This is a genomic window from Streptomyces sp. NPDC127068 (genome assembly GCF_042724695.1).
In the GTDB taxonomy this organism is placed as follows: domain Bacteria; phylum Actinomycetota; class Actinomycetes; order Streptomycetales; family Streptomycetaceae; genus Streptomyces.
In genome coordinates, this window is record NZ_JBHXEN010000006.1 from 34848 (window position 1) to 48904 (window position 14057).

11 protein-coding genes and 1 pseudogene are annotated in these 14057 nt (G+C 73.9%); 6 read left to right on the plus strand and 6 right to left on the minus strand.

What is annotated here, in order from left to right; all coding sequences use genetic code 11:
* Nucleotides 1–16: 16 nt before the first annotated feature.
* Nucleotides 17–1210 (minus strand): argininosuccinate synthase, encoded by a 1194-nt coding sequence (locus tag ACFWIA_RS05110; RefSeq protein WP_387000537.1) that lies wholly within the window; start codon nt 1208–1210, stop codon nt 17–19.
* A 172-nt stretch (nt 1211–1382) separates the two neighbouring features.
* Here ACFWIA_RS05110 and ACFWIA_RS05115 point away from each other — a divergent pair, with 172 nt between their 5' ends.
* Nucleotides 1383–2102: a L,D-transpeptidase family protein gene (locus tag ACFWIA_RS05115; RefSeq protein WP_387000539.1), complete on the plus strand. Its 720-nt coding sequence runs from the start codon at nt 1383–1385 to the stop codon at nt 2100–2102.
* A 50-nt stretch (nt 2103–2152) separates the two neighbouring features.
* Here the strand turns inward: ACFWIA_RS05115 and ACFWIA_RS05120 are convergent, their stop codons facing one another.
* The 5 genes and pseudogenes from ACFWIA_RS05120 to argC all read right to left on the minus strand — a co-directional run bounded on the left by ACFWIA_RS05120 (nt 2153) and on the right by argC (nt 7342).
* Complete coding sequence (locus ACFWIA_RS05120) at nt 2153–2689, minus strand: arginine repressor (RefSeq protein ID WP_385493172.1); 537 nt, start codon at nt 2687–2689, stop codon at nt 2153–2155.
* 18 nt (nt 2690–2707) lie between these two features.
* Nucleotides 2708–3850 carry an acetylornithine transaminase gene (locus ACFWIA_RS05125; RefSeq protein ID WP_387000761.1) on the minus strand — a complete coding sequence of 381 codons (1143 nt, stop codon included), beginning with the start codon at nt 3848–3850 and terminating at the stop codon, nt 2708–2710.
* 164 nt (nt 3851–4014) lie between these two features.
* Nucleotides 4015–4911: pseudogene (gene argB / locus ACFWIA_RS05130) on the minus strand (acetylglutamate kinase); the annotation flags it as partial.
* A 132-nt stretch (nt 4912–5043) separates the two neighbouring features.
* A complete protein-coding gene (gene argJ / locus ACFWIA_RS05135) occupies nt 5044–6195 on the minus strand; it encodes a bifunctional glutamate N-acetyltransferase/amino-acid acetyltransferase ArgJ (protein ID WP_387000541.1) in 1152 nt (383 codons plus the stop codon).
* A 118-nt stretch (nt 6196–6313) separates the two neighbouring features.
* Complete coding sequence (gene argC, locus ACFWIA_RS05140) at nt 6314–7342, minus strand: N-acetyl-gamma-glutamyl-phosphate reductase (RefSeq protein ID WP_387000544.1); 1029 nt, start codon at nt 7340–7342, stop codon at nt 6314–6316.
* A 150-nt stretch (nt 7343–7492) separates the two neighbouring features.
* On the opposite strand from argC, the gene ACFWIA_RS05145 reads away from it, so the two are divergent.
* The 5 genes from ACFWIA_RS05145 (at nt 7493) to alaS (ending at nt 14048) form a co-directional block, all read left to right on the plus strand.
* The gene (locus ACFWIA_RS05145) at nt 7493–8290 is read left to right on the plus strand and encodes a hypothetical protein (protein ID WP_387000546.1); all 798 of its coding nucleotides are present in this window, start codon (nt 7493–7495) and stop codon (nt 8288–8290) included.
* A 155-nt stretch (nt 8291–8445) separates the two neighbouring features.
* Nucleotides 8446–9480, plus strand: a complete 1035-nt coding sequence (locus ACFWIA_RS05150; RefSeq protein ID WP_387000548.1) for a hypothetical protein — start codon at nt 8446–8448, stop codon at nt 9478–9480.
* Nucleotides 9481–9567: 87 nt separating this feature from the next.
* The gene (locus ACFWIA_RS05155) at nt 9568–10185 is read left to right on the plus strand and encodes a TOPRIM nucleotidyl transferase/hydrolase domain-containing protein (protein ID WP_387000550.1); all 618 of its coding nucleotides are present in this window, start codon (nt 9568–9570) and stop codon (nt 10183–10185) included.
* A 78-nt stretch (nt 10186–10263) separates the two neighbouring features.
* The gene (tsaD, locus tag ACFWIA_RS05160; protein ID WP_387000552.1) at nt 10264–11334 is read left to right on the plus strand and encodes a tRNA (adenosine(37)-N6)-threonylcarbamoyltransferase complex transferase subunit TsaD; all 1071 of its coding nucleotides are present in this window, start codon (nt 10264–10266) and stop codon (nt 11332–11334) included.
* 68 nt (nt 11335–11402) lie between these two features.
* A complete protein-coding gene (gene alaS, locus ACFWIA_RS05165; protein WP_387000554.1) occupies nt 11403–14048 on the plus strand; it encodes an alanine--tRNA ligase in 2646 nt (881 codons plus the stop codon).
* Nucleotides 14049–14057 lie beyond the last annotated feature (9 nt).

The following is a 14057-nucleotide window of genomic DNA, read 5'->3' on the forward strand; positions in this document are numbered from 1 at the left end:
GCCGGGCGGCGGGGGCTCAGACCAGGTCGCGCTTGGCGGCGATCTTCGCGGAGAGCGCGAAGATGTCGATGAAGCCCTGCGCCTTGGACTGGTCGAAGGTGTCGCCGGAGTCGTAGGTGGCGAGGTTGAAGTCGTACAGCGACTCCTGCGAGCGGCGTCCCGTGACGACGGCCCGTCCGCCGTGCAGGGTCAGGCGGATGTCGCCGGTGACGTGCTGGTTGGCCTCGTTGACGAAGCCGTCCAGGGCGCGCTTGAGCGGCGAGAACCACAGGCCGTCGTAGACCAGCTCGCCCCAGCGCTGCTCGACCTGACGCTTGTAGCGGGCGAGCTCGCGCTCGACGGTGACGTTCTCCAGCTCCTGGTGGGCAGTGATCAGGGCGATCGCGCCCGGCGCCTCGTACACCTCGCGGGACTTGATGCCGACGAGGCGGTCCTCGACGATGTCGATCCGGCCGACGCCCTGGGCGCCCGCACGCTCGTTGAGCTGCTGGATGGCCTGGAGGACGGTGACGGGCTTGCCGTCGATCGCGACGGGCACGCCCTCCTTGAAGCTGATCAGGACCTCGTCGGCCTCGCGGGGCAGCGCCGGGTTCTGCGTGTACTCGTAGATGTCCTCGATCGGGGCGTTCCAGATGTCCTCCAGGAAGCCCGTCTCGACCGCGCGCCCGAAGACGTTCTGGTCGATGGAGTACGGGGACTTCTTGGTGGTCGCGATCGGGAGGTTCTTCTCCTCGCAGAAGGCGATGGCCTTGTCCCGGGTCATCGCGTAGTCGCGGACCGGGGCGATGCACTTGAGGTCGGGGCCGAGGGCCTGGATGCCGGCCTCGAAGCGGACCTGGTCGTTGCCCTTGCCGGTGCAGCCGTGGGCGACGGTGGTGGCGCCGTGCTTCTGTGCCGCGGCGACCAGGTGCTTGACGATGGCCGGCCGGGAGAGGGCGGAGACCAGCGGGTAGCGGTCCATGTAGAGGGCGTTGGCCTTGATCGCCGGGAGGCAGTACTCGTCGGCGAACTCGTCCCGGGCGTCCGCGACCTCGGCTTCGACGGCGCCGCAGGCGAGCGCGCGCTTGCGGATGACGTCCAGGTCCTCACCGCCCTGGCCGACGTCCACGGCGACGGCGATGACCTCGGCACCCGTCTCCTCGGCGATCCAACCGATGGCGACGGAGGTGTCAAGGCCGCCCGAATAGGCGAGTACGACGCGCTCGGTCACGGGTTTCTCCTCACAGTGCATTCGCTGACATGCATGAGTATGCAGTTCTCTGCATGTTTCGTCAACGCCGGGATCGGGATCACGCCATCGATGACGCGGACCTGACCATCGGGCCCGCCCGGACGGACCACGCGGGCTGCCGCGGACCCGCCCCCGCACTACGGTCTGGGCCATGCGCACCGGTGCCGTCGCCCTCGTGTCCGTGGCCCTCGTCGCCCTCGCCGGACCGCTCCCGCCGCCGGCCGTCGCCGGCCCGGGGCCGGTGCGTCCGCTGCCCGCGCGGATGGCGGACACCGGCGGCGGCAGCCAGCTCGTCACCGCGACCGCGGCCACCGCGGGGGCGACCCGCGGCACGCTCACCTGGTGGGACCGCCGCGGAGGACGCTGGCGGGCGACCGGCACGGCCCCCGCCCGGTTCGGTGCGGGCGGCCTCACCGAGGGCACCACCCGCCAGCAGGGCACCCGCACCACCCCGACGGGCCTGTACGACCTGCCCTACGCCTTCGGGACGGCCGCCCCGCCGATCGGCACCCGGACCCCGTACCGGCCGGTGCGCGACTCGTCCTGGTGGTGCCAGGACAACGAGTCCACCGCGTACAACCGGTGGACCGACCCGCGGCCCGCCGACTGCCGCGCCACCGAGGCCGAACACCTCGTCGACTACGGCACCCAGTACGCGCACGCGCTGGTGGTCGGCTTCAACTACCACCGTCCGCAGCGCGGCCGGGGGGCGGGGATCTTCCTGCACGTCAACGGCGCGGGCGCGACGGCGGGCTGCGTGTCCGTACCGGCGGCGGCGATGGCCGCACTGCTGCGCTGGGCGGAACCCGCCCGCCGCCCGCACCTCGCCATCGGCACCGAGTCCGGCGCGACCGCAGTCACCCGGTACTGACGGCCGGGCGGCGGTCCCGGTCGCCCGCCCCGGACGGGCGGGCGACCGGGCTAGCGGGCGTTCTGCGCCAGGCGCAGCAGGTGGGCGGCGAGCGCCTGTCCGCCGGCCGGCTCCCGGCTGATGAGCAGCAGCGTGTCGTCGCCCGCGATCGTGCCCAGGATGTCGTGCAGTTCGGCCTGGTCGATGGCGGAGGCGAGGAACTGCGCCGCGCCGGGCGGGGTGCGCAGGACCACGAGGTTCGCGGACGCCTCGGCGGAGATCAGGAGTTCACCGGACAGCCGTCGCATCCGCTCCTCCTTCGCCGACTCGCCGAGCGGGGCACGGGGCGTGCGGAACCCGCCCTCGCTGGGCACCGCGTAGATCAGGTCCCCGTCGGAGTCGCGGATCTTCACCGCGTTCAACTCGTCGAGGTCCCGGGAGAGCGTCGCCTGAGTGACGCTCAGCCCGTCGTCCGAGAGCAGCTTCGCCAGCTGGCTCTGGGAGCGCACTGGCTGCCGGTTGAGGATGTCCACGATCCTGCGGTGCCGCGCGGTGCGGGTCTGCGGTACCGCGGGCCCGGTCTGCTCGTTGCCCTGCGCCTGCGTCATCGTCGTTTCATTCTCCGGCTAGTCCGTCCCGTGGGCTGCGTCGAGAACGCCGGGCAGGATCTGGAGAAACGCTTCCGCCTCGTCGTCGCGAAGGTTCAGCGGCGGCATCAGCCGGACGACATCGGGGGCGGGCGCGTTCACCAGGAGACCGGCGTCCTGGGCCGCGCGCTGCACCTGGGCCGCACGCGGTTCGGTGAGCACGATACCCAGCAGCAGCCCGGCGCCCCGGACCCGCCGGACCAAGGGGTGTCCCAGGGACTCGATCGCGTCACGCAGGTGGGCGCCGTGCCGCTTCACGTTCGCGAGCAGGTCCTCCCCCGCGATGGTGTCGAGCACGGCGAGCCCGGCGGCGCAGACCACGGGGTTGCCGCCGAAGGTGGAGCCGTGGTGGCCGGGCCGCAGCAGTTCCGCAGCGGGGCCGAAGGCGACGGTGGCGCCCAGCGGCAGTCCGCCGCCGAGGCCCTTGGCGAGGGTGACGACGTCGGGGCGCACGCCCTCGTGGGCCTGGTGCGCGAACCAGTGCCCGGTGCGTCCCACTCCGGTCTGCACCTCGTCCAGGACGAGCAGGGTGCCGGTGGCCTCGGTGATCTCGCGGGCCCGGACCAGGTAGTCGGCCGGCGGGACCACCACGCCGTTCTCGCCCTGGATCGGTTCGACGATCAGCAGGGCGGTCTCTTCGGTGACCGCCGCGCGCAGCGCGTCCACGTCGCCGTAGGGCACGTGGGTGACGTCGCCGGGCAGCGGCAGGAAGGGTTCGCGCTTGGCGGGCTGGCCGGTGAGGGCGAGGGCGCCCATGGTGCGGCCGTGGAATCCGCCGTCGGTGGCCACCACGTGGGTGCGTCCGGTCAGGCGACCGATCTTGAAGGCGCCCTCGTTGGCCTCCGCACCGGAGTTGCAGAAGTACACGCGCCCCTGGCGCCCGAAGAGTGCGAGGAGGCGTTCCGCCAGCGCGACGGGGGGCTCGGCGACGAACAGGTTGGAGACGTGCCCGAGGGAGGCGATCTGCCGGCTGACGGCCTCGACGACGGCCGGGTGCCCGTGGCCGAGCGCATTGACGGCGATCCCGCCGACGAAGTCCAGGTAGGCGGTGCCGTCGGCGTCCCACACCCGGGCTCCCGCACCGCGGACGAGGGGCAGCGCGGGGGTGCCGTAGTTGTCCATGAGTGCGCCCTGCCAGCGCTGGGTCAGGGCCTCGTTGGCGGTGGTCACCGGGTTCCTCCTTCAGTGGCGTTCCGGTCTTGGGGGGTGGTCGGGTCCGCGGTGGTGCTCTCGTCCGCGGTGGTCTCGTCGGCGGTGGTGGTCTCGTCGGCGGTGGTGGTCCGGCGCGGGCGCACCGAGTCGTCGAGCACGACCATGGTGCCGATGCCCTCGTCGGTGAAGATCTCCAGCAGGATCGAGTGGGGTACCCGGCCGTCGATCACGCGGGCGGTGCGCACTCCGTTGCGCACGGCGTACAGGCACCCCTCCATCTTCGGCACCATGCCGCTGGCCAGCTCGGGCAGCAGCTTCTCCAACTGGTGGGCGGTGAGGCGGCTGATGACCTCGTCGCTGTGGGGCCAGTCCTCGTAGAGCCCCTCGACGTCGGTGAGGACCATCAGCGTCTCGGCGCCGAGGGCCGCGGCGAGTGCGGCGGCTGCGGTGTCGGCGTTGACGTTGTAGACGTGCGTGTCGTCGGCGGAGCGGGCGATGGAGGAGACGACGGGGATGCGGCCGTCGGCGAGCAGCGCTTCGATCGCCCCGGTGTCGATGTCCGTGATCTCGCCGACCCGGCCGATGTCGACGAGTTCCCCGTCGATCTCGGGCCGGTGCTGACGGGCGGTGATGGTGTGGGCGTCTTCACCGGTGAGCCCGATCGCGAGCGGCCCGTGCTGGTTGAGGAGGCCGACCAGTTCGCGCTGCACCTGCCCGGCGAGGACCATCCGGACGACGTCCATGGCCTCGGGCGTGGTGACGCGCAGTCCCGCCTTGAACTCACTGACCAGGCCCTGGCGATCGAGCTGGGCGCTGATCTGGGGGCCGCCGCCGTGCACGACGACCGGGCGCAGGCCCGCGTGGTGCAGGAAGACGACGTCCTGGGCGAAGGCGGCCTTCAGCTCGTCGTCCACCATGGCGTTGCCGCCGAACTTGATGACGACGACCTTGCCGTGGTGCCGGGTCAGCCAGGGCAGCGCCTCGATGAGGGTCTGCGCCTTGGGGAGGGCGGTGTGCTTGCGGGTGCTCATGGCTCCTCTGGGGTCCTGGGGTCCTCGGCCCGCTCCGCCCCGGTGGGCACGGGCGGACCCGGTCGCGGTGGTGCGTCGGCCGGGAACACCGGGCCGCCCCGGGGTGGCCGGGGCGGTCCGGGCCCGCCGGGTTCAGGAGGAGTACGCGCTGTTCTCGTGGACGTAGTCGGCGGTGAGGTCGTTCGTCCAGATGGTCGCGGACTCGGCGCCCGCCGCGAGGTCGGCGGTGATCACGACCTCCCGGTAGCGCATGTCGACCAGGTCGCGGTCCTCGCCCACGCCGCCGTTTTTGCAGACCCAGATCCCGTTGATGGCGACGTTGAGCTGGTCGGGTTCGAAGGCCGCGGAGGTGGTGCCGATCGCGGACAGCACCCGGCCCCAGTTGGGGTCCTCGCCGTGCAGGGCGCACTTGAGGAGGTTGTTGCGGGCGATGGACCGGCCGACCTCGACCGCGTCGTCCTCGGTCGCGGCGCCCACGACGTCGATCCGGATCTCCTTGCTGGCGCCCTCGGCGTCCCCGATGAGCTGCCGGCCGAGGTCGTCGCAGACCTCCCGCACCGCGGCGGCGAACGCGGCGTCGTCGGGGGTGACGCCGGCGGCGCCGGAGGCGAGCAGCAGCACGGTGTCGTTGGTGGACATGCAGCCGTCGGAGTCGACCCGGTCGAAGGTGACGCGGGTGGCGTCGCGCAGGGCCCGGTCGAGCCCGGCGCTGTCGACGTCGGCGTCGGTGGTGAGGACGACCAGCATGGTGGCGAGGCCCGGTGCGAGCATGCCGGCGCCCTTGGCCATGCCGCCGACGGTCCAGCCGTCGCCGCCCCGGACGGCCGTCTTGTGGACGGTGTCGGTGGTCTTGATGGCGATCGCGGCCTTCTCGCCGCCGTGCTCGCTGAGCTGCGCGGCGGCCGTGGTGACGCCGGGCAGCAGCTTGTCCATCGGCAGGGGCAGGCCGATCAGGCCGGTGGAGGCGACGGCGACCTCGCCCGCGCTCAGTCCGAGGACCGAGGCGACCTCTTCGGCGGTGGCGTGCGTGTCCTGGAAGCCCTGGGGGCCGGTGCAGGCGTTGGCGCCACCGGAGTTGAGGACGACGGCGGAGACCTGGCCGCCCTTGAGGACCTGCTCCGACCAGAGGACGGGAGCGGCCTTGACCCGGTTGGAGGTGAAGACGCCCGCGGCGGCGAGGCGGGGCCCGGTGTTGACGACGAGTGCGAGGTCGGGGTCGCCGCTGCTCTTGATCCCGGCGGCGATTCCGGCCGCGGTGAATCCCTGTGCTGCCGTGACGCTCACTGCATCTCCTTCTCGAACGCCGCCGGGGGGCGGCGGAGGGCGTCCGCCGGCCGCTCGGTCGGCGGCGACGGGGGCGCGGTTCCTGGTGGTGACGGGTCGGTGCGGGGTGCGGCGGGGCTCAGGGGGCCACGCCGACCGTCGGCAGTCCGGTGGTCTCGGGCAGCCCGAGGGCGAGGTTCATGCTCTGGACGGCGCCGCCCGCGGTGCCCTTGGTGAGGTTGTCGATCGCGCTCACCGCGACGACCCGGTGGGCGGCCTCGTCGAGGACCACCTGGAGGTGGACGGCGTTGGAGCCGTACACGGAGGCGGTGGCGGGCCACTGGCCCTCGGGCAGCAGCCGCACGAACGGCTCGTCCGCGTACGCCTTCTCGTAGGCGGTGCGCACGGCTTCGGCGCTGACCCCGGCCCGGGCGCGGGCGGAGCAGGTGGCGAGGATGCCGCGGGACATGGGGACGAGGGTGGGGGTGAACGAGACGCTCACCGGTTCGCCGGCGACCGCGCCCAGGTTCTGGCTCATCTCGGGGGTGTGCCGGTGGAGGCCGCCGACCCCGTACGGGGAGGCCGAGCCCATGACCTCGCTGCCGAGCAGGTGCGGCTTGGGCGCCTTGCCCGCGCCGGAGGTTCCGGAGGCGGCGACGATCACGGCCTCCGGCTCGACGAGGCCGGCCGCGTAGGCGGGGAACAGGGCGAGGGTGACGGCCGTCGGGTAGCAGCCGGGGACCGCGATGCGCCGGGAACCCGCCAGCTCGGTGCGGGCGCCGGGGAGTTCGGGGAGGCCGTACGGCCAGGTCCCGGCGTGCGGGGAGCCGTAGAACCGTTCCCAGTCGGCCGCGTCCCGCAGGCGGAAGTCGGCGCCCATGTCGATGACGAGCACGTCCGGGCCCAGCTGTTCGGCCACGGCGGCGGACTCGCCGTGCGGCAGGGCGAGGAACACCACGTCGTGCCCGGCGAGCACCTCGGCGGTCGTCACCTCCAGCACGCGGTCGGCGAGCGGCCCGAGGTGCGGTTGGAGGGCGCCCAGTCGTTGCCCGGCGTTGGAGTTGCCGGTCAGCGCCCCGATCTCGACCTCCGGGTGCCCGACGAGCAGCCGCAGCACCTCTCCCCCGGCGTATCCACTGGCTCCGGCCACCGCAACCCGCGTAGTCATGCCGTTCCTCTCCTCTGGATGACATGACTATACGCAGGAGCGCACATTTATACAACGGCCGGAACTCCGGACCGCCGCCCCTCCAGTGTGACGGAGCACTTCACGGCCGGACCACCATCCCTGTCAGAGGTGCGTGCCACACTGCGGCGCATGTCCCTCGCCGACCTCACCCTCGCCCAGTGGCGGTCCCTCGAACCGCCCGCGGCACGTCGTCTCGCCCAGGAGGCGGCGGACCAGGTGGACGGTCGGGTGACCCTCGTCGAGACCGTGGAGCACCTCGGCGCCCCGCTGCACCGCGTGCGGATCGAGCGGAAGGCGCAGGAGTTCGCGTTGGTTCCCGGCGGTCCGCTGACCCTCGGTTTCGACCTCGACGCCTGGCGGCCGACGCCCCAACAGGCCGCCGACTACGCGGAGAGCCTGGATCAGGGCTTCGGACACGGCCCCGATCTCCGGGCCCACCTGGCGCACGTGCTCAGCCCGCGCCGGAGCGTCGTCCTGGCGACGGTGCTCATGGCCGTGGCGGACGAGGAGCTGACCGAGCCGCCCGCCGACATGCCGGCTTCGCTGGCCGCTCGCGGCCTGCGGATGCCGAGTTCCGACGAGTGGGAGCACGCCTGTGGAGCCGGCGCGGACACCCTCTTCCGGTGGGGCGACGACTGCCCCCTCGACCGCATCCCGTACGGAGACCGCCCCGGCCCGCAGCACCGGCTGAACGCCTTCGGCCTGCGCATCGCGTACGACACCTACCGCACGGAGCTGACCAGCGACGTCACCGCCGTCCACGGCGGGGACGGCGGCGAGTCGGCGTGCGGAGGTTACGGCCACCTGCTGGCGTGGCTGCCGCTGGCCACGGCCCATCGCCACCCGTCCCTGGCCGAGTTCGTGTACGGCCCGGACGGCGAGGACCTCCACGAGGAGTGCACCACCCGGCCGGTGCTCACGCTCTGATCCCGTGGCGCCGCTCCCGAGGACGAGCGCCCCGCCCGACGCAGCCGGGTGGCCCCGCAGGGCGAGGGGGGCTCATCACACCGGGGGAAGGCGAGGGCCCGAGGTACCCCGGAGGGCCGATGCCGGGCGGTCGGCGGCGGTGCGAGATTCGGGCCATGACCTCATCGACAGCGGGATCGCACACGCCGTGGCACGCGCGACGGCCGGGGCAGCCGCGCCGGGCGGTCCGGTCGACCGTGCTGTGGGGGGTGTCCTACGCCGGCTTCGCCCTGGTCTGCGTACGGAACGGGACCCCGCTGTTCCTCGGCCCGGCCGCCTCGGAACCCTCCTGGCCGGGATGGGCGGGGGTCGCCCTCGGGGTGCTGACCGCGCTGTCCGGCGCGGCGGTGCTGCGGTACGGGCTGCGACCGGCGCTCCGCGGGGTGCTCCTGGTGCTGTGCGCGCTGGCCGGGCTGGCCGCCTTCGGCCTGCTGATGGACGTGATCACCTTGCTGTTCGGTCAGGGGGTGGACGGTCGGGCGTCAGCGGCGAACCACGCGCTGGCCGCGGCCGGGGCCCTGCTGCTCGCGACCGCCGCCCGGCCGGTGGACCGACCGGGCGGCGGTGCCCGCGCACGCACCCCTTCGGCCGCGTCCCGGGCCGTCCAGCTGGCCGCCTGGGCCGGCACACTGGCCTTCCTCCCCTACGCGGGCATGAAGCTGGTCTGGGCGTCCGGGGGCACGTTCGCCGGGGTGTCCGGTGCGCAGATGCGGGCCGTCTCCCGGCGCAACGGCGCCTCGGACCTCTGGCTCGCCCTGGACTCCTGGGGGCTGGACGCCACGGTGCTGCTGGCCGCGGTCGGCGTCTTCCTGCTCTGGGGGCTGGTCCGCCCCTGGGGGCAGGTCTTCCCCCGGTGGACGCCGGTCGTGCGCGGCCGTCGCGTCCCGCGCTGGCTGCCGCTGGCCCCGGCGCTGCTCGGGGCCGCCACGCTCGCTCCCTACGGCGTGTTCGGGACGGCCTACTCGGCCCTGGCCACGGCGGGCGTGGTCACGATGCGCCGGGGCGACTTCCCCTCCGCGGACGACGCGCTGCTGGTCGCCTGGATCGGTACGGGCGCGTTCGCCGTCTACGGGCTGGCGCTGACCGTCGCCGCCCGCTCGTACTGGGCGCGGACCCGCCGCTCACCCGTACCGGCCGGGCGCGTCGGGTGACGGTGCCCACCGCGTCCACGCACCCGTCGGTCGCCCACCCACGGAAATTCCCTCGCGCCACGGCCGCCACGGGCCGAGACTCGTCCCATGGTGGACATGGGGGCGTTGCGGGACGCGGTCACCGCATGGGCGGCGGGTGGCCCCGGCGACCCGGCACGGGAGCTGGCCGCACGCCTCACCGTCCGGACGGCCGTCCTGCTCGAAGGGCCGAGCGACGTCGCGGCGGTCAACGCGCTGGCCGGGCGCCGCGGACGGGACCTGGCGGCCGAGGGGGTCTGCGTGCTGTCGATCGGCGGCGCGATGAGCGTCGGGCGTTACGCCCAGCTGCTCGGCCCGCCCGGCCTCGGCCTGCGCCTGGCGGGGCTGTGCGACGAGGCGGAGCGGCCCTACTACGCCCGCGGCTTCGCCCGCGCGGGTGTCCGGCCGCAGGACTTCTTCGTCTGTGCGGCGGACCTGGAGGACGAGCTGATCCGGGTCCTGGGCGTGGCCCGGGTGGCGGAACTCGTCCGGGCGGAAGGCGAGCTGCGGGCCCTGCGGACCTTCCTGCAACAGCCCGCGCAACGGGACCGGACCCCGCAGCAGCAGTTCAGGCGCTTCTTCGGGACGAAGAAGGGGCGCAAGATCCACTACGGCCGCGTCCTCGTCGAGGCCCTCGAACCCGATCGGGTCCCGGCCCCCCTCGACCAGCTGCTCGCCACCCTCTGACCGCCCGGACGGCGTGCTCCCCCACCTCCTGTTGCACATATATTGCAGTTGCAGGTATTGGGCAAAAGGAGTGGCGTGATGGGCGGACCGGTGGTCCTGGGGATCGAGTCGTCGTGCGACGAGACCGGCGCGGGGATCGTGCAGGACGGAAAGCTGCTGGCGCACGTGGTCGCGTCCAGCATGGACGAGCACGCACGCTTCGGCGGAGTGGTGCCGGAGATCGCGGCCCGTGCGCACCTGCACTCCTTCACCCCGGTCGTCCGCCGGGCCCTCGACCGGGCGGGGCTGCGGCTGAGCCAGATCGACGCCGTCGCCGTCACCACCGGGCCCGGTCTGTCCGGAGCCCTCCAGGTGGGCCTGGCCGGCGCCAAGTCCCTGGCCTACGCGGCCGGGGTGCCGCTGTACGGGGTGCACCACCTGGCCGGGCACGTCGCCGCCGACACGCTGGAGCACGGCCCGCTGCCCGACCCCTGCGTGGTGCTGATCGTCTCCGGCGGCCACACCTCCCTCCTCCTGGTACGGGACCTGGTGCGGGAGCCGATCCTGCACCTGGGCGACACCCGCGACGACGCGGCCGGCGAGTGCTTCGACAAGGTGGCCCGCATCCTCGGCCTGCCCTACCCCGGCGGACCGGCCATCGACCGGGCGGCCCGGGACGGCGACGCGTCGGCGGTGGTCTTCCCCCGGCCGCTCACCCGGTCGGGCGACGACCCGTACGCCTTCTCCTTCTCCGGGCTGAAGACGGCCGCGGCCCGCTGGGTCGAGCAACACCGCCTCCGCGGCGAGGAGCCGCCGGTCGCCGACGGTGCCGCCGCGCTCCAGGAGGCCGTCGCCGACGTGCTGACCCGCAAGGCGCTCGCGGCCTGCCGCGCCCACGACGTGAAGACGCTGATCGTGGTCGGCGGGGTGGCGGCCAACTCCCGGGTGCGCGCCCTGGCCGAGCAGCGGTGCGCCGCCGCCGGGATCGAGCTCCGCGTACCGCCGCTCACCCTGTGCACCGACAACGGCGCGATGATCGCCGCCGTCGGCGACCTGCTCGTGCGCTCCGGTGCCGAACCCGCACCGCTGGACGTGTCGATCGATCCGTCCGCGCCGCTCGACTTCGCCGCCCTGACCCCGCTTCCGGCGGCCGGGGCGAGAGCCGCCTGAGCGCCCCCGCAGCCGTTCTCCGCCCGAGCACCCCCCGCCTGATCCACCGACCCACGGAGCAGCGTCCCTTGCGCACCGCCGACATCCGCAGCCGCTTCCTCGACCACTTCGCCGCCCGCGGCCACACCGTGGTCCCCAGCGCGCCGCTGCCCACCCCCGACCCCACGCTGCTGTTCGTCAACGCCGGCATGGTCCCGTTCAAGCCGTACTTCACCGGCGAGGCCACCCCGCGGTGGGAGCGGGCCACCAGCGTGCAGAAGTGCGTGCGCACCCTGGACATCGAGGAGGTCGGCAAGACCACCCGGCACGGCTCGTTCTTCCAGATGAACGGCAACTTCTCCTTCGGCGACTACTTCAAGGAGGAGGCCATCGCCTTCGCCTGGGAGCTGTCCACGCACGCCCGGGACGAGGGCGGCTACGGTCTGGACCCGGAGCGGATCTGGGTGACCGTCCACCACTCCGACACCGACGCCCGGGCCATCTGGCGGGAGGTCGCGGGCCTGCCGGACGAGCGGATCGTGGCCCGCGGCGACGAGGACAACTTCTGGTCCATGGGGGTCCCCGGCCCTTGCGGGCCATGCTCGGAGCTGTACTACGACCGGGGCCCGGCGCTCGGCCGCGAGGGCGGTCCCGCGGTCGACGAGGACCGCTACATGGAGTTCTGGAACCTGGTCTTCATGCAGTACGAGCGCGGTGCGGGCCCGGGCAAGTCCGGCTACCCGATCCTCGGCGAGTTGCCCCGGCGCAACATCGACACCGGGATGGGCCTGGAGCGGATGGCGACCCTGCTCCAGGGGGTCGACAACCTCTACGAGATCGACGAGACCCGCCCCGTGCTCGACCGCGCCGCCGAACTCACCGGGGTCCGGTACGGGCAGGACGAGCGGGCCGACGTGCAGCTGCGGGTGGTCGCCGACCACGTCCGCACCGCGCTGATGCTGCTGGCCGACGGCACGGCACCGGGCAACGAGGGCCGCGGCTACGTCCTGCGCCGCATCCTGCGCCGCGCGGTGCGCTCCGTGCGCCAACTGGGCCACCACGACCCGGCGCTGCGCGAGCTCCTGCCGGTGGCCCGGGACTGCATGGCCCCCGGCTACCCCGAGGTGGTGGAGGGCTTCGCCCGGATCTCCGACCAGGCGTACGGCGAGGAGGACGCCTTCCGCGCCACCCTCCGGCAAGGCACCACCGTCCTGGACACCGCCGTCGCCAAGGTCAGGTCCGGCGGCGGCCGTTCGCTGCCCGGTGCGCAGGCGTTCCTGCTCCACGACACCTACGGCTTCCCCATCGACCTCACCCTGGAGATGGCCGCGGAGCAGGGCGTGGAGGTCGACCGGGAGGGCTTCACCGCGCTGATGAACGCCCAGCGAGAGCGGGCCCGCCTCGACGCCCGGGCCCGCAAGTCCGGCGGCGCGCTCGACACCACCGCCCTGCGCGCCCTCCTGGACGCGCACGGCCCGACCGACTGGCGGGCGTGGGACACCCTCACCACCGCGTCCCGGGTCCTCGCCGTCCTCGGCGCGCAGGGCCCGGTCGCGGTGGCCCGGACCGGGGACGTCGTCGGCGTGGTCCTGGACCGCACCCCCTTCTACGCGGAGTCCGGCGGCCAGGACAGCGACGCGGGCCTGCTGTCGGGGGCCTCGGTGGAGGCCGAGGTCATCGACGTCCAGCGCCCGTTGCCCGGGCTCGTGGTCCACCAGGTCAGGATCACCGCGGGTGAACTCGCCGCCGACGACGCGGTGCACGCCGCCGTCGACCCCGAATGGCGGCTCGGCGCCCGGCAGGCGCACTCCGGCACCCATGTGCTGCACGCCGCGCTGCGCGAGGTCCTCGGCCCCACCGCCCTCCAGTCCGGTTCCTCCAACCGGCCCGGCCACCTCCGGCTCGACTTCCCCTGGCGCGGTGCGCTGTCCGCGGCGGTGCGCGGTGCGGTCGAGGAGGCCGCCAACCGTGCCCTGCGCCGGGACCTCCCCGTCGACGTGCGCTGGATGCCCCTCCCGCAGGCCAAGGAGATCGGCGCGCTCGCCCTCTTCGACGAGACGTACGGGGAGGAGGTGCGCGTCGTGGAGATCGGCGGTGCCTGGTCGCGCGAACTGTGCGGCGGCACCCATGTCGACCGCGCGGCGCAGATCGGCACGGTGGCCCTCACCTCCGAGTCCTCGGTCGGTGCCGGCATGCGCCGGCTGGAGGCGGCCGTCGGCATCGAGGGCTTCGGCTACCTCGCCCGGGAGCGCGACCTGGTGACCCGCATCGCCGAACAGGTGGGCGCCCCCCGTGCCGAACTGACCGAGCGGATCGCCGGCCTGCTCGACCGGCTCAAGGCGTCCGACCGGGAGAACGCCCGTCTCACGGCGCAGGCCACCGCGGCGCGCGCCGTCGACCTGGCCGGGCGGGCGACCGAGGTGGGCGACGTGCTCGTGGCCACCACGACCGTCGAGGGCGCGGTCGACGAGGCGCGCGCTCTCGCCCTCGCGGTCCGCGACCGCCTCCCGCGGACGCGGCCCGGTGTGGTGGCCGTCGCCACCGCCAGCGGTGGGTTGGTGCTGACCGTCAACGCTCCGGCCCGGGCGGCGGGCCGCAACGCCGCCGCGTTGGTCAAGGCGCTCCTCGGCGGCAAGGGCGGCGGCTCCGCGGAGGTCGCCCAGGGCGGCGGCGTCCCGGCCGGGGAACTGACCGCGATCCTGGCGGACCTGCCCCGCGTCCTCGCCGACGGCTGACGGCCCGCG